Genomic DNA, 22827 nt, shown 5'->3' with positions numbered 1-22827 from the left:
GGTAAAATACATGAGAGCCGTTTTTAAAAATTATTGGGCACTGCTGATCCCCATCGTTATATTGATCATAGCATTGATATTTTTTATAAAGAAGCCAGCCCCCGCAGAAAACACCGTGCTGGGAATGGTGGACGCAGACTATGTAGACGTAGCGGCAGAATTTCCCGGCAGACTGGATAGCCTGCTGGTACAGCAGGGAGATACCGTAAAAAAGGGGCAACTGCTGGGTGTACTCCGTTCTACCGAAATAAATGCTATCAAAAACCAGGCGCTCGCTGCCATTGAAGCGGCACAGAGCCAATTACAACTCCTGGAAAAAGGAGCGCGGCCCGAAGCCATCAAAGCAGCCGACAACCTCTACAACATCACCCAGGAACAATATGCCTTGATGCAAAAAACATATCAGCGGATGGAAAACCTGTTCAGCGATGAAGTGATTTCAGGACAGGAAAAAGACCTGGTATATTTCAAATTGCAGGCAGCGAAAAAAGAAATGGAAACGGCCAAACTCAATATGGACATGCTCAAACAAGGCACCCGTCCGGAAATGCTGACCGCCGCTGCTGCCATTCTGAAACAGGCGCAGGAAGGATACGCCCTCACCAAAGCCCTGTCGGACAATACTTACATCCATGCACCTGCAGATGGTATTATTTCTTCCATGGTAATAGAAGAGGGAGAGATCGTAGCCATTGGTTATCCGCTCATGACCCTGCAAAAACCGGATACCTACCATATGCGCTTCAATATCCGGCAGGACCAGATGGATAAGCTGCCGGCAGGCGCCCGCGTACAGATGCAGGTGCCCGGCTGTGTACCAGAGAAATTTGAAGCCGTGGTAGCTAAAGTATCGCCATCGCTCACTTTCGCCAATTGGGTACCGGTAAAAGAAAAAGGGAAATTTGAACTGCGCACTTTTACAGTGGATTGTAAACCCGTTAACCAGTCGGCCTTGCAGGGATTGCGCCCCGGTATGACGGCCTCCATGCAAATGCCATGATGCGTTCCATACTCAAGATCACTGTGCGCGAATGGAAGCGGATACTGACGCTTCCGGTGCATTACCTGGTATTGCTGGTATTGCCGGTTATCGTATGTTTTTTATATGCCTACATCTATAACGGGAAGTTCGCAAAAGACCTGCCTGTTGCTATATGGGACGAGGCGCGCTCACCTTTGTCGCGGCAGTTTATGTTTATGCTGGAACAAACGGAAAGTATTCACATCACACAACAGGTAAACAGCCAGGCGGAGTTGGAAGCTATGATGAAAAGTGGGGTAGTGGCGGCAGCCGTGCATTTCCCCCGCCGCATGGATGAACATATTAAAAGCAGGCAACCGGTTTATATCACGGTGTATACAAATACAGCCGCGGTGGTTACTGCGAAATTAATTTATAAAGATGCCGCCCAGGTATTGATAACCGCCGGCGCCGGAGTACAGTTGCAGAAGCTGGTAAAAACAGGCATGCCCGCAGGAAAGGCCATGGCACTGGTGATGCCGGTGAAGCTGCATTCTTTTATGTTGTACAATCCGCAGTATGATTACCAGCAATACCTGGCGCCAGGACTGATAGCCGTGGCCTTACAAATGATGGTGATCATGGTGGCTATCCTGGTGCTGAACTATGAAAGTAAAACAGGCACCCTAACGGAGCTGTATACACTGGCAAACGGCTCTGCCTCCAATGCCATAACAGGTAAGGCTTTGGCGCATCTGAGCGTTGGCTGGCTCAATTATATCCTGGTTACCTGTATCATCTTTCCCATTTTTGGCGGGGGCATCATCGGCTCCTCCTGGGGACTGTTCTTCATTTTTACATTACTGCTGCTGGCCTGTATCAGTATCGGCACCATGGTTTCGGCGATCGTAGATGATGTGATGATAGCCTGTGACCTGGGCCTGTTCTATACCTCGCCGGCGTTTGTATTCAGCGGCTTTACGTTTCCCCGCTGGGGCATGCCCTGGTATGATCAATACTATGCGATGATCATGCCCTTTACACCTTTCCTGGATGCATTTGTTAAAGTGTATTTTATGGAACTACCCCTGCGCTTCGTTTACCGCGAAATGGGGCTCATGTTATTATTCGTGATCATCACCCTGCCGCTGGCGATCTTCTTTTTTCAGCGGAAACTGAATAAACTAAAATTGCAGCATGCCTGATTTTATCCGTCATATAGGTCGTTTGTTCCTGCGGGAAATAAAGCTGATAGCTACGGATCACAGCCTGTTGCTGACCTTATTACTGGCGCCTTTGTTCTATGCTTTTTTCTATGGCAGTATCTATTCTTATAAAGTGGAAGAGAAAGTAGAGCTGGCTGTAACAGATGATGATAAAAGTGAGATGTCGCGCGCCTACATAGAACAGCTCAACAACCTGCAGATCGTGGCGGTGATCAGGACGGGCAGCCTGGAAGAGGCGCAACATAAAATGTATACCGGGGAAGCGCAGGGTTATCTCTATATCCCCAAAGGAATGCAAACCAGTGTGTTGGCCCTGCAACAGGCCGATGTAGTGCTGGCGGTCAATGCTGCCCGCTTCCTGCCTTCCAGTGAACTGGCCGGAGCGGTTACACAGATCGGTATGGTGGTAGGCGCCGGGGTGCGTCTGAAATACCATGAAATGAAAGGACTCAATTCCGAAATGGCCATGCAGGAAGCGATGCCGGTAAATGTGGACTACCGCCCATTGTATAATGAACGATCCAGCTACGGCGCATTTCTGCTTCCCGGCCTGCTGGCACTGATCCTGCAACAAACCCTGCTCATCGGATTGGCCGGAAGTGTGGCCCTGGATAAACAGCAGCGGCAGATACCGAAGCTGGTAAGCATGGCTGGTGGCGGCCTTTCCGCCACCTTGTGGGGAAAGGGACCTTTTTACCTGTTGCTGTTCCTGGCCTACGCCGCCTTTTTTATGACGGTCAACTACCGCACACTGGATATTCCTTTCCGGGGGCATCCGCTGGATGTGGGGATCGCTTTCACCGTTTTTATACTAGCGTTGATTCCGCTGGGTATTTGGTTGGGCACCCTCTTTGGCAGCCAGTTGCTGGCGGCCCAGCTGATGGCTTTTTCTACCTATCCCATTTTCCTGATCAGCGGCTTTGCCTGGCCTTATGAATCCCTGCCGGTACCCTTGCAATGGGTGTCTTCCATGGTGCCTACTACGCCCTTCCTGAAGTTGTACACATCCATCGTACAGACGGGTGGCAACCTGCACGATAATAGCGGTCCCCTGATCCACCTGCTGCTGCTATGGGCATTTTATGTGTTCCTGGCTTTATTAGGATTAAGGAGATTGAATAAGCAACAACAACCTGTATCTTTGTAACGTGTACGCAATTGTAGATATAGAAACAACAGGTGGCCATGCAGCCGCCCACGGCATAACAGAGGTCGCCATTTTTTTGTTTGACGGTAAGGAAATCACCCAACACTATCAAACGCTGATTAACCCGCGCATTCATATTCCTTATTACATCACTTCTTTAACCGGGATCACCAACAGCATGGTGGAAGATGCACCGCCATTTGAAGCGGTAGCGCCACTCATTCATGCGCTGTTGCGCGACCGGATCTTTGTGGCGCACAACGTAAACTTTGACTATTCTTTTATAAAGCATCACCTGGCAGCAGCGGGGTATGACCTGCAGGCGAAAAAGCTTTGTACGGTAAGACTGGGCCGCAAAATTTTTCCGGGACTGAAATCTTACAGCCTGGGGAATTTCTGTAAACAGATGGGTATTACGGTAAATGGCCGCCACCGCGCCTCCGGCGATGCGGAAGCCACCGTACGCCTGTTTGCCAGGATGTTGGAAAATGATACACAGAAAGCGATTGCCGCCGCCCTGAAAGCAGGTTCCAAAGAACAGTTCCTGCCGCCAAACCTGTCGCCCGACGTGGTGAAGGCGCTGCCAGATACCTCCGGGGTGTATTATTTCCATGATAATAAAGGAAAGGTGGTATATGTGGGTAAGGCAAAGGATCTTAAAAAGCGCGTCAATAGCCACTTTACAGGCCACAGCAGCAGCCGGCAGCGGCAAAATTTCCTGCGGACGATCCATAACATTACCTTCCAGGAAACAGGTACGGAACTCATGGCCGGTATCCTGGAATCTGTTGAAATAAAGCGGCTTTGGCCGGCGTATAACTATGCACAGAAAAGGATGGAATTCCGGTATGGCTTCTATTTATTTGAGGACCAGCAAGGCTATCTCCGGCTGGCGATTGAAAAGAAACGTAAATATTCGCATCCACTGCACAGCTTTAATTTGCTGATAGACGGACAGCGCCTGCTGCGCACACTGATCAGGGAGTTTGAACTGTGTCCTAAACTATGCTTCCTGCAAAAAGGCAATGGCACCTGTGTTGGTATTACTGCCGCCACCTGTCATGGCGCCTGTGAAAAAGCAGAAGCCCCCCAAAGCTATAATGAGCGCGTGAAAGCAGCCATCTCATTTTTACAGGAACAGCAACCTTCGGTAACCATCTTCGACAAAGGTCGCAACAGTGGTGAACGAAGCTGCATCCTGATGGAGAAAGGCCGCTTCTATGGAATGGGCTACGTTCCATTGCACATCAATACGGAAGATGCCGCCCTGTTCAGGGAATACCTGACACCGTATCCGGAGAATGAAGTAATCATCAGCCTGCTGCGACCATACGCCGGTAACAGCCGCCAGTTGTCATCTCCGGCATAATCATCTCCCCCTGATAAAAAATAAAATCAGGATAACAACAAAAATCAGGTGAATCATAGTTACTTTTGCACCTCGTAATGGTGATTTTTAATCTTTAATTATTTTTATTTCATGTCAGAGTCAAATATCAAATTCCCCGGTCAGACTGCCTTCTATAAAGGAAAAGTACGCGATGTATATACCATCGAAGACAGGCTGATGGTAATGGTAGTGAGCGATCGTATCTCCGCGTTTGATGTAGTTTTACCACGCCCTATTCCTTACAAAGGACAGGTGTTGAACCAGGTAGCCGCCATCATGCTGGAAGCGACCAAAGACATTGTTCCTAACTGGGTAAAAGCAACGCCACTGCCTAACGTAACAATAGGGCTGAAATGCGAAACTTTCCCCGTGGAAATGGTGGTACGTGGCAACCTTACCGGGCATGCCTGGAGAACGTACAAAAGTGGAGAACGTGTACTCTGCGGCGTTACAATGCCCGAAGGCATGAAGGAAAATGATTTCTTTCCTACGCCTATCATCACACCCACCACAAAAGCACATGAAGGACATGATGAAGATATTTCCCGCGATGAAATCGTTGCACAGGGCCTTGTGAGCAAAGAAGAATATGAACAGTTGGAGAAATATACACTGGCCTTATTCGAAAGAGGCAAGGAAATGGCCGCCAAACGTGGTCTGATCCTCGTGGATACCAAATATGAATTTGGCAAGATAGGCAGCACCATTTATGTGATTGACGAAATTCACACTCCTGATTCTTCCCGTTACTTCTATGCAGAAGGCTACGAAGAAAATCAGAAAGCCGGTCAGCAACAGAAACAACTGAGCAAAGAATTTGTGCGTGAATGGCTGATGGAAAACGGTTTCCAGGGCAAGGACGGACAAAAGGTTCCTGAAATGACCGATGAATTTGTGAAAAGTGTAAGTGAACGCTATATCGAGCTGTTTGAAAATATCACTGGTCAGCCTTTTGTGAAGGAAGATGTAGCTGCTGCAGATGCAACGACTAAGATCGTGACCGCACTGAAAAGTTTGTAAGCTATACGTAGTATAGTAAAGGAGCGTAAAGGCGCGAAGGTTTATATAAGAAATTATAAATAACCTTTACGCCTTTGCGCTTCTTTGTGTTTTTACGTGAAACAAATGCCTATTTTTGTACGTAAACTAATTGCAATTGAAACATCTTGCTGCACTGAATAAATATTTCCTGGCTAATAAATGGCGCCTGATCCTGGGGTTGTTATTCACTGCGGTGTCCATTGGGTTTAGTGTTTTTCAGCCTATCATGGTGCGTCAGATTTTTGACCTGCTATCGCATAACCTGGATGAATATCGTGTGATGAGTGATACCGGCCTAAAAAGTCTTTTCCGGGCGGATTTCTCGCGTGTACTGGCGTTTTATGGGGTGAGCATCCTCATTTTTGCCTTGCTTAGTGGATTTTTTCTCTTCCTGCAAAGACAAACGCTCATTGTAATGAGTCGTCATATTGAGTATGAGCTGAAGAATGCAATTTATCAGCACTATCAGCAGCTCGACCTGAATTTTTTTAAGATGCACCGCACCGGTGATCTGATGAGTCGTATTACAGAAGATGTATCACGGGTACGCATGTACGCAGGACCCGCTATCATGTATGCATCCCGAACTTTATTACTGATCGTGGTGATTGTGTACCTGATGTTGCAGGTGAATCCGTTGCTTACCTTGTATACGCTTTCACCGCTGCCATTGCTGGCGCTCACCATCTATTATGTTAACCGTATCATCCATCGCAAAAGTGAACGGATACAGGCTGAATTGTCAAACATTACTTCCATTGCGCAAGAGTCTTATTCCGGTATCAGGGTTATAAAATCCTATGTACAGGAAGATGCGAGTACCGGACATTTTGAGCGCGCCAGCGAAGCCTATAAACAAAGCTCCATCAGTCTGGCCAAAACAGATGCCTTGTTTCAGCCTACCATGGCGCTTATGATAGGATTGAGTGTGATCCTGACAATTTTCATCGGAGGCATCCAGGTGATAGAGGGCAACATCACGGTGGGTAACCTCGCGGAATTTGTAATCTATGTAAACATGCTGATGTTCCCGTTCTTTTCTATCGGGATGGTGGCATCGATGATCCAGCGGGCCGCTGCCTCACAGCAACGCATAAACGAATTTTTACAGACACAGCCAGTGATCCAGGACGATCCTGCTGCTAAAACAGTTCCGCTCAAAGGTGGGGTAAACCTGAAAGATGTAACGTTTACGTATCCGCATACCGGTATTACCGCTATCAGCCACATGAACCTGCATATTGCACCCGGACAGAAAGTAGCCGTGATCGGCAGAACCGGTTCCGGTAAAAGTACGCTGGCACAACTGCTCATCCGCATGTACGATCCGCAGGAAGGAAAGGTAATGCTGGATGAACATGATGTGCGCTACCTGCACCTGGAACACCTGCGCTCACAGATCAGTTATGTGCCGCAGGATGTATTTCTGTTTTCAGACAGCGTAGCCAATAATATTCGTTTTGGTGATCCGTCGGCTAACTTGCAGGCTGTGCAAAAGGCCGCCAGGCAAGCATCTGTAGAGAAAGATATTCTTGGCTTCAACGAAGGTTTTGATACGGCAATAGGAGAGCGGGGTGTTACACTCAGCGGAGGACAGAAGCAACGGATTTCTATAGCCCGTGCATTGATCAAAGATCCTGATATCCTTATTTTTGATGATTGCCTTTCTGCGGTAGATGCCCGTACAGAAAAAGAGATCATTGGTAACCTGTACGCCTATCTGAAAAATAAAACTGCTATTATCATTACGCACCGTATATTCTCCTTGTTTGAATTCGATAAGATCATTGTACTGGATGAAGGAAAGATCATTGAAGAAGGTACGCATGATGAATTATTGTCATTGAATGGATACTACACGGAACTTTACACGCGCCAGCAATCCGGAGATGATGAAAGTGTAACTGAGTAACAATCACCCTCTTGTATATGCCCCGCTACAGCCTGTTACACAAGGCTTTTATGATTTTCAAAAATCATTTAAAAATATTTTGATATTTGTAAAACAATAGTATATTTGTCTCTTATTGTAACAGGATTTGATTCGTTAACACTTAAATCTATCAACTGTGGCGTACGAAAATAACAATCAACAGGAAAGGAACAATGATAGCATCTTTTCCAAACGATTGAAAGCGGGCAAAAGAAGAACGTACTTCTTTGATGTAAAGACCACTCGGGGAAACGATTACTTTCTCACTATAACAGAAAGTAAGAAACGTTTTAATGACAACGGTTATGACAGGCACAAAGTATTCCTGTACAAGGAAGACTTCAACAAGTTCCTGAACGCACTGACTGAAACCATCAACTATGTAAAAACAGAGTTGATGCCCGATTTTGACTTTGATGCCTACAACCATGATTATGTGCAGGAAGAACAAGATGAAGCAGACGCAGAAAGGGAAACTTCAGTAGTAGCTGAAGTTGAAACTGTTGCAGCTGTGGAAGAAGAAGTTCCCGTTGCAGCGGTAGCAGCAGCACCGGCTTCACATAGCTCAGACGAAGTAGACAAATGGTAAATTTTTACTCGAGATAAAATTCAACCCCCGGATTTCTCCGGGGGTTTTTTATTGTTTTCCTTAGTGTCTGTGTCGCTTATATGCGTTAATTAACCCGTTGGTACTGGAGTCGTGGTTAAGTACCAGGTCATTAGTTTCCAGCTCAGGGAGTATTTTTCCGGCCAGTTGTTTACCCAGTTCCACACCCCATTGGTCAAAGCTGTAGATATTCCAGATAACACCCTGCACAAATATTTTGTGTTCGTATAGGGCTATCAGTGAGCCTAATGAACGCGGCGTTATTTTCTTCAGCAGGAAGGAGTTGGAAGGGCGGTTGCCGGTAAATACTTTATAAGGCAGCACACGTTTGATTTCATCTTCCGGCGTATTGGCTTTTTGCAGTTCTGCCAGCACTTCTGCTTCCGTTTTACCATTCATGAGTGCTTCCGTTTGTGCAAAGAAGTTAGACAGCAGCTTCACATGATGATCGCCGATAGGGTTGTGACTGATAGCCGGTGCGATGAAATCGCAGGGGATGAGGCGGGTACCCTGGTGGATCAGCTGGTAGAAGGCATGTTGGCCGTTTGTACCGGGTTCGCCCCATACAATCGGGCCAGTTTCATAACTAACGGGGTGGCCTGTACGATCTGCATGTTTACCATTACTCTCCATATTTCCTTGCTGGAAGTAAGCGGCAAAGCGATGCATATACTGATCATAGGGGAGGATCGCTTCTGTGGCAGCGCCGAGGAAGTTGCCATTCCAGATGCCTACCAGCGCCATGATTGCCGGGATGTTCTGTGCCAGCGGCGTTTGTGCGAAGTGGTTATCAGCAGCATGGGCGCCATCCAATAATTCGATAAAGTTTTCGTAACCGATGGTTAAGGCGATAGACAAGCCGATGGCAGACCATAAGGAGTAACGGCCACCTACCCAATCCCAGAACTCAAACATATTGTTGGGGTCAATACCAAAAGCAGTGACTGCTTTTTCATTAGTAGATAAGGCCGCAAAATGTTTGGCTACAAATTTTTCGTCTTTCGCATGTTGCAGGAACCAGCTACGCGCTGTGTGCGCATTGGTCATGGTTTCCTGGGTGGTAAAGGTTTTAGACGCAATGAGAAAGAGTGTTTCATCCGGCGTTATCTTTTTCAGTGTTTCCGCAATATGGGTACCATCCACATTGGAAACAAAATAAGTTTGTATGCCAGGCTTCCAGTAAGGTTTCAGGGCTTCTGTAACCATTACAGGGCCAAGATCGGAGCCGCCGATACCGATATTGACGATATAACGTATAGGCTTGCCCGTATATCCTTTCCACTCACCGGAATGGATTTGCCGGCAGATATGATCCATTTTACTCAGGACTGCCTTTACATCGGGCATTACATCCCGTCCATCCAGCATCACAGGGTCACCGGAAAAGTTACGGAGTGCCGTATGGAGTACTGCGCGGTTTTCTGTCACATTAATTTTCTCTGCACCAAACATGGCCTTGATAGCCGCATCCACACCGCTTTCGGCAGCAAGGCTCAGTAACATGCCCCGTGTTTCTTCCGTAATAAGGTTCTTGGAGTAATCGAACAGGATACTTTCAAACTGGAGGGAAAACGTTTCGAAACGTTGTTTGTCTTCCATAAACAAGGCACGCATATGCACCTTTTTCATTTCATCGGCATGCTTTTGCAATACCTGCCACGATTTAGTGGCTACTGGACTGGTAGATGGAAACATAGTAGCTTATATTGATTGCGCATCAAAAATAATCTTTTAGATTTAGGATTTACGTTTTCTGTTTCCGGTACAATTGCCAGGAAATTGTTATGGCGATAACTCCAATGGCGATAATACAGGCATGTATAATATGCTGTTGTGCCATTATATCTGCTTCTCTTCTTTTCAGCACAATACCATAGAATGCCCATACAGCAACGAGCGCATGTATAATATTATTACGCAGTAATACCATGACCATACTGAGCAGCGTGCCTATACCAATCAGGATGATGGTCCACGTAACCTGCGCCTGCATACTACCTTCCCAGCCGGCGTAAACCACCAGGGTGGCTATATTGGAGATAGTGGCAATACTTATCCATCCCAGGTAAAGACTAAAAGGTAAATAGATGAAGAGCTTTTCCGGCAGGGTAGCAGGTGTTTGGGCAATCCCGAAATTCAGGTGGATAATGAAGAGAGAAAATAACAGGATAAGCATCAGCACAATCGTAACCGGGATCAGGTTGTAGTGCCAGGCAAAGAGCCAGCTGGCATTCGCTACGGATGAAATAAGGAACCATTCCTTCATACGACCCATTACCCTGGTCAGTATCTCCGGCTGCCTGTTGGAAAATGCCAGCCATAACTGGTAAATAATAAATGCCAATAAACATAGGTAAATAATACTCCAGATACCAAACGTCATGTCAGCGGGAACAAAGAGGTTTGGATACTCGTCAGAAACCTCCCCGGTCTTTTTACCATTGATTGGAACCAGGACAGCCAGCAGGTTTGCTGTTATCATGATCAGGAATGCGATGGTATTAAAAACCGATTTATTTTTGTAATGGAGGGTTTCATGAGGGAGCATAGATTATACAAGTACTTTTAACATGTTATGAGATGGTTGACCCGCTATGATCCGCAAAAATGATGCTAAAAGGTTCGTTTATTACAATTGTAAATTGTCAATTCCTGTTACATTAGTAGAATCACATATTTTTCCCTACATTTGCCCGCTATGACAGCAGAGCAACTTAAAGCTATGAGGGACCGTCTTTACGTCCTGGGAGGTTTTCTTTAACGTCCCTGACCGATTAGCTAAAATAGAAAACGATAAACAATTAAGCCTGGCGCCCGGTTTCTGGGATGATAACGTCAGAGCAACTTCGATACTGAAAGAAATTAAGGTAAACAAATATTGGGTTGACCTTTATGATCAGGTAAATACTGCGATAGAAGACAGCAGTATTTTGAACGATTTCTTTAAAGAAGGAGAAGCAACGGAACAAGAAGTAGAACAGGCCTATGGCGCTGCAGTAGCTGCATTGGATGAACTGGAATTTAAATCAACTTTAAACCAGCCTGAAGATGAGATGCCTGCCGTACTTACGATCAACTCCGGTGCAGGTGGCACAGAAAGCCAGGATTGGGCTGAAATGCTACTGCGTATGTATCGCATGTTCGGAGAAAAACAAGGCTGGAAAGTATCAGAAATTGATACACAGTATGGTGATGGCGCCGGTATTAAATCTGCAACACTGGAATTCGATGGCCCATTTGCCTACGGACACCTGAAAGCAGAAAGCGGTGTACATCGCCTGGTACGCATTTCACCTTTTGACTCCAATGCACGCAGACATACGTCTTTCGCCTCCGTATATGTATACCCGTTAGTAGATGATACAATCGAGATAGCAGTAAATCCTGCCGACCTCGACTGGGAATTTTACCGGTCCGGGGGTAAGGGAGGACAGAACGTAAACAAGGTGGAAACAGCGGTACGGTTGAAACACATCCCTTCCGGAATTATTGTCGAATGTCAGCAGGCACGTACACAGGGAGAGAACCGTGAAAAGGCGCTCACCATGTTGAAATCACGCCTGTATGAAGAAGAGATAAGAAAACGCGAAGAGCTGAAAAATGCAGCCAACGCCAACAAACGTAAAATTGAATGGGGATCACAGATCAGGTCATACGTATTCCATCCGTATAAAATGATTAAAGATCACCGCACAGATTTCGAGGTAGGTAACGTGGGTCCGGTAATGGACGGAGAATTGGATGGTTTTATCAAGGCTTACCTGATGATGCAGAAGGAAGAGGACAATAATTGATAGCTATAGGTAAATAATTAATAGGTTTCTGCTGCAAAACAAGGCGTAAATTTGCAGCGGAAACTTATTCTTTTTTTATTGATACACCAACAAAATCTCACCAGATGAATACAGGATATTTTGAGTACGCAGCGCCTGCTAATGAGCCTGTTTTGAATTACGCACCGGGTTCTCCGGAAAGAGCAGCATTAAAAAAACAACTGGCAGCATTTAAGGCAGAAGAGGCAGATATACCAATGTATATTGGCGGCAAAGAAGTGCGTACCGGCACTACAGTTGACCTCCGTCCACCACATGAAATCAAACATAAACTGGGGCATTTCCACCAGGGAGATGCTTCTCACATAAAAGCAGCCATCACCGCCGCTTTGGAAGCGCGTGAAAAATGGGCAAACATGGAATGGGAGCAACGGGCAGGTATTTTCCTGCGTGCTGCAGAATTACTCGCTACAAAATACCGTTATCATATCAATGGTGCTACCATGCTCGGGCAAAGCAAGAATGCCTACCAGGCGGAAATAGACAGTGCCTGTGAATTGATTGACTTCCTCCGCTTTAACGTACATTTTCTCAGTGAAATTTACCGGCAGCAGCCAGGAAGTGCGCCAGGCATACATAACAGAACGGAATACCGCCCACTGGAAGGTTTCGTACTGGCAGTCACCCCGTTTAACTTCAGTGCTATTGCAGGTAACCTCCCGGCTTCTGCTGCCATGTGCGGTAACGTAGTGGTCTGGAAACCAGCCAACACACAGGTGTTTGCAGCCAACATGTTCATGAAGATCATGATAGAAGCCGGCCTGCCTGATGGCGTCATCAACCTCGTATATGCGGATGGTCCGCTGATCGGTGATATCTGCTTCGCAGATCCTCACTTCGCCGGCATTCACTTCACCGGTTCTACCGGCGTATTCCAGACGATGTGGAAGACCATCGGCCAGAATATCAGTAAATACAAAACATATCCCCGCATCGTGGGCGAAACAGGTGGAAAGGATTTCGTGCTGGCACATAAATCTGCCGATATAGACATTACCGTTACGGCACTGGCCCGTGGCGCCTTCGAATTCCAGGGACAGAAATGTTCCGCTGCTTCCCGCGCTTACCTGCCTAGCAATATCGCCGCAGCCGTGAAATCTAAACTGGTGGCTGAACTGAAAACCATGAAAATGGGTACCACGGAAGATTTTAGTAACTTTATCAACGCAGTGATCGATGAAAGATCTTTTGACAAGATTGCGAAGTACATCGATAACGCTAAAAATGATCCCACAGCAAAGATCATTGCCGGTGGTAATTACGATAAGTCAGCGGGTTACTTCATCGAACCTACTGTGATTGAAACCACCGATCCGAAATATGTGACCATGTGTGAAGAAGTGTTTGGACCGGTATTGACCATCTACGTATATGACGCAGAGAAATTTGACGATATACTGATAACGGTAGATACTACTTCGGAATATGCCTTAACCGGCGCTATTATAGCACAGGACCGCTACGCAGTGGAACTGGCTACAAAGAAACTGGTGAATAGTGCAGGTAATTTTTATATCAATGACAAGCCTACCGGCGCAGTAGTGGGACAGCAACCTTTTGGTGGCGCCCGTGCTTCCGGCACCAATGACAAAGCGGGTTCCATGCTTAACCTCTACCGCTGGTTAAGTGCGAGAAGCATCAAAGAAACCTTTGTTCCGGCTACTGATTACAGGTATCCGTTTCTGAAGGAAGCGTAATAAAACCAGACCGGTATTTTTCATCTTTAAATAATGGAAAATACCGGTCTTAAAATAAGTACTTAATTATGGAAAAAGCATCTGTTGGAGAAGAATCAGCTATCGTTGCCACTTATTTTGCTGAACATCATAAGCAACATCGGGTTGCCGATCTGGAACAGCGTTTGACTAAAAGTGGCATGCAGCAACCGGAAGCGGGTGAACATGCTGTAGCTGCCTATGAAGCATATTTCAGGAAACAACTCAAAAATAAAGGCGTCAGATCACTGATTTTCCTGGTATTTGCAGGTATCTTCCTGATGAAGATTATCAATTTTTCCGACAGAGGAGGAGCTTCCTCACAGTCTTCTTTCATGATGACCAGCCTTATGATCGCCCTCACCGCCTATGTATTGTTACAGGGCCTCTTTTGGGGGATTCAGTTGTTCCAGCTGAAAGAAGAAATTTCTTCTTTCAGGGATCTGAGAAGTATATAAGCTAAAATGTTCCGCGTTATTTCATCTTCTCTAAAGCTGCGAGGGCTTCTGTTACATGCTTTTCACCATCGCGCATGGAATTAAATTCATGTACAACAATCCCATTTTTATCTACTATATAGGTGACCCTGCCTGGTATCACAAAGGTTTTGGGTACCCCAAATAATTTGCGCACTTCATTCCTGGAATCGCTGAGTAAAGTAAAAGGGAGATTGTGATGGGTTGCAAAGCTTTTATGTGAAGCCACATTATCAGCACTGATACCGATTACTATAGCGCCATATTTTTGAAAATCCTGGTAAGCATCCCGGAAGGAGCAGGCTTCTTTGGTACATACACTGGTTTCATCCTTCGGATAAAAATAAATGACCAGCGGCTGTTTTCCCAGTACACTATTGATATCAAATGTTTTTCCGTTCTGATCCTGTAAAGAAAAGGCTGGTATCTTATCTCCGGTCTTTATCTGCGATTGGGAAGAGCATCCCCAAAATTGTAAGAAGGCAGTCATAGCGATTATTAACTTAAGTGTCCTCATATGCACACGTTTTCAGGTACTAAAGTACGACAGATAAGGAGAAGTGCGGGGGACAAAAAGACAACCGCCGGACAATACATTAAAAATAAAACCATATATGTCCGGTATATTATATAAATATTCTCCCCTTTATCCTGTTATTTTCTGATTTTCATCTTTTTATCTGTGGCATTAATCACTACTTTTGGCATCTAAAACGTTGTGTTTTGAAAACCATACTAAACGGTAAGCAACTGGCTATTACCATAGACAGGCTTTGTCACCAGTTGATCGAGAATCATTTACAGTTTGAAAACACTGTATTGATAGGACTCCAGCCACGCGGCATTTACCTGTCAGACAGGATTTATGAGACATTGCATAAGCTGTTGCCGGATGCACACATTAATTACGGTAAACTGGACATTACTTTTTACCGCGACGATTTCAACAAAGGCAATGTGTTGCATGTTCCCAGTGAAACGAACATTAATTTTTCTATAGAAAATAAAAAGGTAGTGCTGATAGATGATGTATTGTACACCGGCCGCACGATCCGCTCGGCGCTGGATGCGATGCTCGACTTCGGCCGGCCGGACGCTGTGGAGCTGCTGGCCCTGATAGACCGGCGTTTTAGCCGTCAGCTTCCCATTCAGCCCGATTACACCGGACGCACCATTGACGCCTTGATTTCACAAAGAGTCCGGGTACTATGGGAACAAAGAGATGGTAAGGACGAGGTAATCCTGGTTGATTAAAATGAATCCGGATTTCAGAATTCAGATTTCACCCTTTATATTTGCACATTAATGTCACTTTCTGTTAAACACTTACTCGGAATTCGCGATCTGCAACGTCAGGATATAGAACTTATTTTTAAAACGGCCAGCCAGTTTAAGGAAGTCTTACAAAGGCCGATTAAAAGTGTTCCCACGCTCCGCGATACAACAATAGTCAACTTATTTTTTGAGAATTCTACCCGCACACGCATCTCTTTTGAATTAGCGGAAAAGCGCCTTGGTGCAAATACGGTGAACTTTTCAGCTTCCGGCTCTTCCGTTTCAAAAGGGGAAACGCTGATAGATACGGTCAACAATATCCTGTCCATGAAAGTGGATGTGGTAGTGATGCGCCACTCCGCCAGCGGAGCGCCGCATTTCCTGGCTAAACACATCAACGTTCCCATCCTGAATGCTGGCGATGGAATCAATGAACACCCCACACAGGCACTCCTGGATGCTTTTTCTATCAAAGAAAGGCTGGGTAGTGTGGAAGGCAAGAAGATCGCCATCTGCGGTGATATCATGCACTCACGGGTTGCACTGTCAAATATTTACTGCCTGAAGAAATTAGGGGCGGAGGTGACGGTAGTAGGCCCGCCAACACTCATCCCAAAGCATATGGCCGCTGCACTCGGCGTAAACGTAAGCTACGACATCCGCGAAGCACTCGCCTGGTGTGATGTAGCCAACGTACTCCGGATCCAGCTGGAAAGACAAAATACACCACTGTTCTCCTCCCTGAGAGAATATTCACTCGCTTACGGCATCAACCGCCAGCTACTGGATAGCCTGAACAAAGAGATCGTGATCATGCACCCCGGACCTATCAACCGCGGCGTGGAAATCAACTCTGACGTAGCCGATTCCAGCCAGTCAATTATTCTCAACCAGGTAGAGAACGGCGTCGCCATCCGTATGGCTGCACTGTATCTGCTGGCAGGAAAGAAAGAACAATAAATATTTACGAATTTTTTGATTTACGAATTTAGGGATTTGAAATGCAGCGAAGATCTAATTGATAATCTTCGCTGCATTTCAAATCCCTAAATTCGTAAATCAAAAAATTCGTAAATATTTTCTAGAATCCGACATTGATTCCAAATGTATACGACCGGAAAAAGGGATACACGTTTCCATTGTAGCCATCAGCCTGTTCCGGGTCATAGTATTTAATCTTCATGTTATTTGTTTCCCAAAGATCCTGCCCGGAGAAATAGAACCGCAAATTGGTAATAGGAATACGTTTCAGCAAAGCTGCTGGTAAACTATACCCTAACTGGAGGTTTTTAAGGCGTATATAGGCCCCGTTCATCACCCAATGACTGGATGGCACCGTATTCTGCTCATCTCCTGAATATACACGGGGAAACATGGCATCCGGATGATCCGGGCTCCAGTGATCCTGGTTAATATCCCACGGTTGCCGCCAATTGGAAGTAAATGGAATATTGTAGCGCGGATCAGGTATCACCTTACGATTGCTGACGCCCTGGAAGAACAGGGAGAAGTCGAACCCCTTCCAGGAAAAGCCTGCATCTATCCCGTAGGAATATTGCGGATCAGTGCTACCCAGGTATACGAGGTCGCTGTAATCGATCTTGTTATCTCCATTAGTATCTTTATACCGGATATCTCCTGCTGCTGTTTTATCTGTTTGAAAAGCATGCTGCTGTACCTGATCATTCGTCTGGAAATAACCTTCCGCCATATATCCAAAGAGGGAAGAGTACGGGTAACCGGCAATACCCTGGTTCCAGCCGGGTTGTGGCGCTACTCCTTCATTACGCAATACTTTATTCTGACTGTTGAACAGGTTTGCATTGATGTACCAGGTAAAAGGGCCGCGGATACTTCTCCAGCCCGCATTGAGTTCCCAGCCCTGCGATTTCATTTCACCGGTATTAAAGCGCAGTGGCCACGCACCGGTAGTGGAAGACGTGAGTACAGGGATCTGCATATCCCGGTTATGTTTCACAAAATAATCGGCAGACAAGGTAAGTCGTCCCCGGAAAAGGGTGGCATCCCATCCATAATTGTTGGTAGAAATATTTTCCCATCCACTTGCCTGTGGTATAGGATTTTTGTAGATGAACGGAGAAAACGGATTGCTGTAGCCGAAGGTGAATGTTTGCAGCCGTTCATCATTGGCAATGGTATTCCAGCTATTTACATTACCCAGTCTTCCCCATGACCATCTCAATTTAAATTCATTAAAAAAGGGAAGAGCATTGTTGAACCAGGTTTCATTATTTAACCGCCAGCCGGCAGAAAACGAAGGGAATGCCTGCCACTGCTCCAGCCGCGTAAACGCTGTACTGCGTTGTGATAGCCGGGCGCCGATAAGATTGGCTTCCAGTAAATAACGATTGTCGTAATTGTAATTCATTTTGCCGAATAAAGACATCATCGTGCCGGTGGCCTGTTGCAACTGTGTCTGCTGCGGTGGTGCATTGAAATGTGAGGTATTGATCTCCTGCTTCGTGAGTCCATAGGACACAGCTGTATTCTGCTCGGTATTATAGGTTTCCTGTGTGTAGCCACCCAACAGGTGAATGTTATGTTTATCTTTTTTCACCTCATAGTCGGTGAGTAGTTGCAGGTTGCCCGCTTTGGCTACCAGCCTGCTTTTTTGCAGCATATTATCCGGCTGGATATAGGCAGCCGGCGCTACCCGGTTCCATAATGCGAGCGTGTTGCGACCGAGGTTGTCCTGCAAGGTATGTTGCTGCGGACTATAGATCACGCGTAGCGTAAGTCCTTTCGCCAGGCTATCTGCACGGAGTGTCAGTACGGCATCGATGTAATTATTTTTTTCATCCCGTTGACCGCCATCCTGAAGGACCGCGTAGGTAGGGGCGCCACCTGCTGCGTAATTCATGGTTCCAGGAACGTAAACCGGTACATTATTGGGAGCCCGGTAAAGCCCTGCCAGCAAGCCTTGTGGCCCTTCCACTGCCTGGGCGGGTGAAAAGGTATTTGTTTGTGCATACGATAACCTCGTTTCCATGCTGAAGTGTTTACTAAAGCGGCTGTTCAGGTTTACGCGTGCATTCACCCGGTGTGTTCTGTCCGGCCCGGCGGCAAAAAGTCCTTCCCGCCCGAAATAGCCCATGGAGGCGGAGAACTGGTTAATGGTATCACCTCCTTTAACAGAGATATTATAGTTCTGAATGCCAGTCTGTTTTTTTGTAAGCAGGGGCAACTGGTTAAAGTCGTAATAATATTTGTAGTAGTCAGGATGATCGTAGTCGATGGCGTAATGATTGCCTGTTTTCATCAGGTCAATTTCATAAGGCTGCCAGGGGGCTTGTTGTCCGGCATTTTCAGACGCTTCATTCAGCATGGTTGCTTCCTCCCAGGAATGTAACCGGTTCGGGAGGCGGATGGGCGTTTCAAAACCGGCGAGGGTGTTGAAGTCTACAGACAGCTTTCCGGGTTTGCCGGTTCGTGTGGTGACCAGCACCACGCCACCTGCGCCGCGGGCGCCATAGATGGAAGCCGCAGCAGCATCTTTCAGGATGGAAACGGATTCGATGTCGTCGGGGTTTAAAACAGCCAGTGACCCCGGCACACCATCTACAATGACTGGTGTATTGCCGCCGGAAGCAGAGCTAACGCCCCTGATCTGAATATTGAATCCTTCTTTTCCGGGTTGTCCGTTGCTGCGCGTTACTATGAGGCCGGTGGCTGTTCCCTGCAAAGCGGCCATCACATTGGGTACGGGCCTGCTTTTGAGCCGGGCGCCGTCTACCTGCGCGATGGCGCCGGTGATGTTGGCGCGCTTTTGCAGGCCATAGCCTAATACGACCAGTTCATTTAATTTTTTCAGATCGGGTTGCAGGGTAATGGAGATATTCCTGCGATCTCTTACCGTAATTTCTTTTGATTCAAAACCAATGAGCGATACCGACAATACTGCCTGTCCGGAGGCTACTTCCAGTTTGAATATGCCGTTATCCGCAGTAGCAGCGCCGTTCTGCGTCCCCTTTTCGCGGATGGAAACACCACTCAGCGGTACCATACCATCGGTGATGGTGCCGCTGATCTGCCAGCGGTTATCATTATCATCACGTTTGTTTCCCGGTAACAAGGGATCTGTTGCTGCTGCATTCAGTGGGATGACGATAATTTGTCCGTCTTTTATTTCCACTTTATACCTGGAGGGAGGGAAGAGGTTACGCAATACATCCGGCAGGGGGGCATTATGTACGTGTATGCTAACACCATTACGGGTTTCCATCTCTCCGGTAGAAATAGCAAAAGTATATTTTGTTTGCTTTTCTATTTCGCGAAGTACTGTTTTCAGGCTGGCATTACTGTATTGAAGAGAAACTTTTTTCGGGGAGGCAATAGGTACCTGCGCGACTGCAACAGCGTCAGCAAACACCAGGATAACAATAAAAAGAAAAGCAGGCACGCACCTAAACCTGGTATTTGAGCGCAGCGCCTGAAGCAATAATTGCTGCATAAGCAAGAGGTCAGGCGCTTGTTAGTAGATTTCTACCAGGTTGTTTTTATGAGAGATATTGATTTGTAATGTTTTCTTCATAATGTCCAGGACTTCATCCAGCGGCATGTTACGGAAGGTAGCCAGCAGCTTTTTATCAGCCAGTTGCTGATCGCGGATATCTATCTGTACATTATAAAAATCTTCCAATGCGGTAGCCACTTCTGTAAGTGGGGAATCATCGAAAGTAAGACACCTGGTTTTCCAGGCGAGGATATTATTATTCTTTTTATGAAGTTGTGTTTCAATACCGGTACCGTTATGTTTCAGCGATGCTTCCACACCGGGAGTAAGGATCACTTTCTTTTCAGTGCCTTTGTAAGCGGCGCTTACTTTTCCGGTTTGTACAAATACTTTAACACCGGCGCTGGCCGCTCTTACGTTGAAAGAAGTGCCCAGTACCTGTACTTCCACATCGGGTGCATCAACGGTAAAGGGGAGTGCATCATTTTTGGTAACATCGAAAAAAGCTTCTCCTTTAACAATGCTGAGATGCCTGTTTTCTTTACCAAAAGAGCGGGGGTAGCGGATGGTAGTATGTGCATTAATATATACCATGGAGCCATCGGGAAGATGAAGGCTATCCAGGTTTTGTGCTGTTGTAATTGTTTTATAACCACCGGGGCCCAGCCAGGTCCAGGTAACAGCAAACAGCATTACTGCCGCAGCTGCCCACCAGTAGCGGGGTTTCATTTTTATAACGCGGCCTTTAACAGGTTGCGGGGTAGCGGGTTGTTCAGTAGAAACGGGTACTGCATCCAGTGCAGCATTCAGTTGTTGCCATTGTCCATGGGTATCGAAAGCGGATGCAGCAGGTAACGGATCGCCATGCCACATATCTTTCATGTCCAGGAAGATATCGAGGTTTGATGCATCCTGTTGTATCCATTGATTGAGCTGCTGCTTATGCTGCTCATTTTCCGGATCTTCCAGGTAACGGATCACTATGTCTATGTCAGTTTTACTGTTCATGGCTACTTATTAACTATACAACCAGAAAAGGGTTTACCATTAAGCGATGTTAAAAAAATACAGGTTTTTACTCTTTATTAATAAGTACAATCCGCAATTTTTTCAGCGCAGTGGTCAGGTGAGCGTATACAGTATTAATAGAGATATTTAATTGTTCTGCTATTTCGGCGGGGGTTAAACCTTTGAGGCGGCTCATTTCAAATACGCGGCGGCATTGGTCCGGGAGCTTGTCGAGTGCTGACCGGTACTGTGCTTCCAGTTCTTTATGTTCCAGGAGGGCATGGCCATTATCTGCTGGTGTGGCAGACAACAATTGCTCCTTTGCATATAGTTCCTTACGTTGTTCTTTTTTTATCCGGTTAAGACAGGTGTTCACCGTTGCTCTGGCCAGGTAGTGATTTATTGGCGCCCGTTCATCCAGGTTTTCGGCTCCTTTCCACAAGTTGAGGAATACATCCTGTACCATATCATTCGCATCTTCCTCATCTTTTACATAACGAACGGCAATATTATACATAGAAGGTGCGAACTGTTTAAAAACAGCTTCAAACACGTCTCTATGCCTGTTCCTGATGCCTTTTACTATTTCCTCGTTACTCAATTGCAACATGCTGTTTTCATTTATTTCCCCTGAGCGAAGATAACCATGATTATATTGATTTTAAAGATTTACTGGATGGGTGTAACAGATTAATTTTTCAATCTTTTACGCTTATAATATCTATTAATCCAGGTTCATAACACCCATCAGGTTAATCCTTCAATCTTTTAATCCTGGTCTTTAACATTTCTTTGACTAATGGTATCCTCATTTTCGGATGTATTGTTATTATACCGCCGGTAACGAATTGGGCATAGTAACAAAAATCATGCACAATCACCGCACGCTGGTTCAATTAGTCATTATTATTTTAACCATACAAAAAATTGAATGCCATGAAAAAAACAATCACAGGAATGCTCGCTTTAGCAACAATTGTAGTAGGAATGTCTGCATTTAAAAGTGCTGATGTAAAAGCCGTTAAATCAACCGACAGCATCGCTGTTGCGGTAGATTCACTGGCTGCTACTGATTCTTTGGTTAGTATTGATTCTCTCCGCGCAGTAGAAGGCGGCTCCATTACCGGAAAAATTTCACCAGCAGATGGCGCTACTGAAGTAGAAGCCGCTATGGGTGAAGAAAAGCTGAAAGGCGCTATCGCCGAAGGTTCTTTCGCTATTCCCGCAGCAAAAGCCGGTACTTATACAATTACTGTCCTGGCTAAGGCTCCGTACAAAAATGCGGTGATCAAGGATGTAAAAGTAGAAGACGGTAAAGCTACTGATCTGGGCGAAATCAAACTGGAACAATAGTATATAGCATCCAACAATACAATAGCATCCAAATGGGAACCCATTTTGGTTTGATCTCAGAGGGGCCGCCGATGGCCCCTCTTTTTTTATGCTATTTGATAACTTATAAGTACATATATCTTCCTTTACCTGATATTTTACATATTAAAATGAAAATAATTCGCTTAAAATGCAATAAATATTTTTCTAAATGAAAACAACTGCTTATTTTAGCCTTACATTCACATATGAGTGAATCACAAGGTGGAATTATAATATGTTTGTTAACCCCGGGAGCCCAGATGGGCTCCTTTTTAATAAAAGTATGGGGGGAGCAAAAACCTTAATGCAAAATTAAAAGCTACATCAGATGCGCTTCAAAGAACACATTGATATAGCTTCATTATCC

General features: G+C 45.9%; 19 protein-coding genes. 13 read left to right on the top strand and 6 right to left on the bottom strand.

From position 1 onward, the window contains the following. The first annotated feature begins 10 nt into the window (after positions 1-10). From ABQ275_RS10330 to ABQ275_RS10300, 7 genes are all read left to right on the top strand, one after another. Positions 11-1000: an efflux RND transporter periplasmic adaptor subunit gene (locus ABQ275_RS10330; protein WP_349318218.1), complete on the top strand. Its 990-nt coding sequence runs from the start codon at positions 11-13 to the stop codon at positions 998-1000. Beyond that, entirely contained in the window at positions 997-2166 is a 1170-nt protein-coding gene (locus tag ABQ275_RS10325) for an ABC transporter permease (RefSeq protein ID WP_349318217.1), read from the top strand. Before ABQ275_RS10330 ends, ABQ275_RS10325 begins: the two co-directional genes overlap by 4 nt. Next, positions 2159-3334 carry an ABC transporter permease gene (locus ABQ275_RS10320; RefSeq protein WP_349318216.1) on the top strand — a complete coding sequence of 392 codons (1176 nt, stop codon included), beginning with the start codon at positions 2159-2161 and terminating at the stop codon, positions 3332-3334. Before ABQ275_RS10325 ends, ABQ275_RS10320 begins: the two co-directional genes overlap by 8 nt. Before the next feature lies 1 nt (position 3335). Next, a complete protein-coding gene (locus ABQ275_RS10315) occupies positions 3336-4703 on the top strand; it encodes an exonuclease domain-containing protein (protein WP_349318215.1) in 1368 nt (455 codons plus the stop codon). A gap of 111 nt (positions 4704-4814) precedes the next feature. After that, on the top strand, positions 4815-5744 hold the full coding sequence (locus ABQ275_RS10310) for a phosphoribosylaminoimidazolesuccinocarboxamide synthase (protein WP_349318214.1): 930 nt from the start codon (positions 4815-4817) through the stop codon (positions 5742-5744). A gap of 136 nt (positions 5745-5880) precedes the next feature. Then, a complete protein-coding gene (locus ABQ275_RS10305; RefSeq protein ID WP_349318213.1) occupies positions 5881-7677 on the top strand; it encodes an ABC transporter ATP-binding protein in 1797 nt (598 codons plus the stop codon). Between the two features lie 157 nt (positions 7678-7834). Further along, positions 7835-8287: a DUF3276 family protein gene (locus tag ABQ275_RS10300; RefSeq protein ID WP_349318212.1), complete on the top strand. Its 453-nt coding sequence runs from the start codon at positions 7835-7837 to the stop codon at positions 8285-8287. 60 nt (positions 8288-8347) lie between these two features. Here the strand turns inward: ABQ275_RS10300 and pgi are convergent, their stop codons facing one another. Both pgi and ABQ275_RS10290 read right to left on the bottom strand, forming a co-directional pair. Beyond that, entirely contained in the window at positions 8348-10000 is a 1653-nt protein-coding gene (gene pgi, locus ABQ275_RS10295; protein WP_349318211.1) for a glucose-6-phosphate isomerase, read from the bottom strand. A 49-nt stretch (positions 10001-10049) separates the two neighbouring features. Continuing rightward, a complete protein-coding gene (locus ABQ275_RS10290) occupies positions 10050-10853 on the bottom strand; it encodes a hypothetical protein (protein WP_349318210.1) in 804 nt (267 codons plus the stop codon). Between the two features lie 150 nt (positions 10854-11003). Here ABQ275_RS10290 and prfB point away from each other — a divergent pair. From prfB to ABQ275_RS10275, 3 genes are all read left to right on the top strand, one after another. Beyond that, positions 11004-12099 (top strand): peptide chain release factor 2 gene (gene prfB / locus ABQ275_RS10285; protein ID WP_349318209.1). Its coding sequence is split into 2 segments (ribosomal slippage): positions 11004-11063 and positions 11065-12099, totalling 1095 coding nucleotides; the frame shifts between segments, so codons are not numbered across the junction. A 104-nt stretch (positions 12100-12203) separates the two neighbouring features. Beyond that, the gene (gene pruA, locus ABQ275_RS10280; protein WP_349318208.1) at positions 12204-13835 is read left to right on the top strand and encodes an L-glutamate gamma-semialdehyde dehydrogenase; all 1632 of its coding nucleotides are present in this window, start codon (positions 12204-12206) and stop codon (positions 13833-13835) included. A 68-nt stretch (positions 13836-13903) separates the two neighbouring features. After that, positions 13904-14311 carry a hypothetical protein gene (locus tag ABQ275_RS10275; RefSeq protein ID WP_349318207.1) on the top strand — a complete coding sequence of 136 codons (408 nt, stop codon included), beginning with the start codon at positions 13904-13906 and terminating at the stop codon, positions 14309-14311. Between the two features lie 16 nt (positions 14312-14327). On the opposite strand, the gene ABQ275_RS10270 is transcribed toward ABQ275_RS10275, so the two are convergent. Further along, a complete protein-coding gene (locus ABQ275_RS10270; protein ID WP_349318206.1) occupies positions 14328-14846 on the bottom strand; it encodes a peroxiredoxin in 519 nt (172 codons plus the stop codon). 206 nt (positions 14847-15052) lie between these two features. Here ABQ275_RS10270 and pyrR point away from each other — a divergent pair, with 206 nt between their 5' ends. Both pyrR and ABQ275_RS10260 read left to right on the top strand, forming a co-directional pair. Further along, positions 15053-15583, top strand: coding sequence for a bifunctional pyr operon transcriptional regulator/uracil phosphoribosyltransferase PyrR (gene pyrR, locus ABQ275_RS10265; protein ID WP_349318205.1), 531 nt, complete (start codon positions 15053-15055; stop codon positions 15581-15583). Between the two features lie 51 nt (positions 15584-15634). Then, the gene (locus tag ABQ275_RS10260; RefSeq protein WP_349318204.1) at positions 15635-16564 is read left to right on the top strand and encodes an aspartate carbamoyltransferase catalytic subunit; all 930 of its coding nucleotides are present in this window, start codon (positions 15635-15637) and stop codon (positions 16562-16564) included. A 121-nt stretch (positions 16565-16685) separates the two neighbouring features. On the opposite strand, the gene ABQ275_RS10255 is transcribed toward ABQ275_RS10260, so the two are convergent. From ABQ275_RS10255 to ABQ275_RS10245, 3 genes are all read right to left on the bottom strand, one after another. Beyond that, positions 16686-20075 carry a TonB-dependent receptor gene (locus tag ABQ275_RS10255; protein WP_349318203.1) on the bottom strand — a complete coding sequence of 1130 codons (3390 nt, stop codon included), beginning with the start codon at positions 20073-20075 and terminating at the stop codon, positions 16686-16688. Positions 20076-20096: 21 nt separating this feature from the next. Further along, positions 20097-21086 carry a FecR domain-containing protein gene (locus tag ABQ275_RS10250; RefSeq protein WP_349318202.1) on the bottom strand — a complete coding sequence of 330 codons (990 nt, stop codon included), beginning with the start codon at positions 21084-21086 and terminating at the stop codon, positions 20097-20099. A gap of 67 nt (positions 21087-21153) precedes the next feature. Then, on the bottom strand, positions 21154-21696 hold the full coding sequence (locus ABQ275_RS10245) for an RNA polymerase sigma-70 factor (RefSeq protein WP_349318201.1): 543 nt from the start codon (positions 21694-21696) through the stop codon (positions 21154-21156). A 326-nt stretch (positions 21697-22022) separates the two neighbouring features. On the opposite strand from ABQ275_RS10245, the gene ABQ275_RS10240 reads away from it, so the two are divergent. After that, a complete protein-coding gene (locus ABQ275_RS10240; RefSeq protein ID WP_349318200.1) occupies positions 22023-22439 on the top strand; it encodes a carboxypeptidase regulatory-like domain-containing protein in 417 nt (138 codons plus the stop codon). Positions 22440-22827 lie beyond the last annotated feature (388 nt).

The sequence above is a fragment of the Chitinophaga sp. MM2321 genome (assembly GCF_964033635.1).
Classification (GTDB): Bacteria; Bacteroidota; Bacteroidia; order Chitinophagales; family Chitinophagaceae; genus Chitinophaga.
This window is presented reverse-complemented; position numbering and strand designations above follow the sequence as displayed.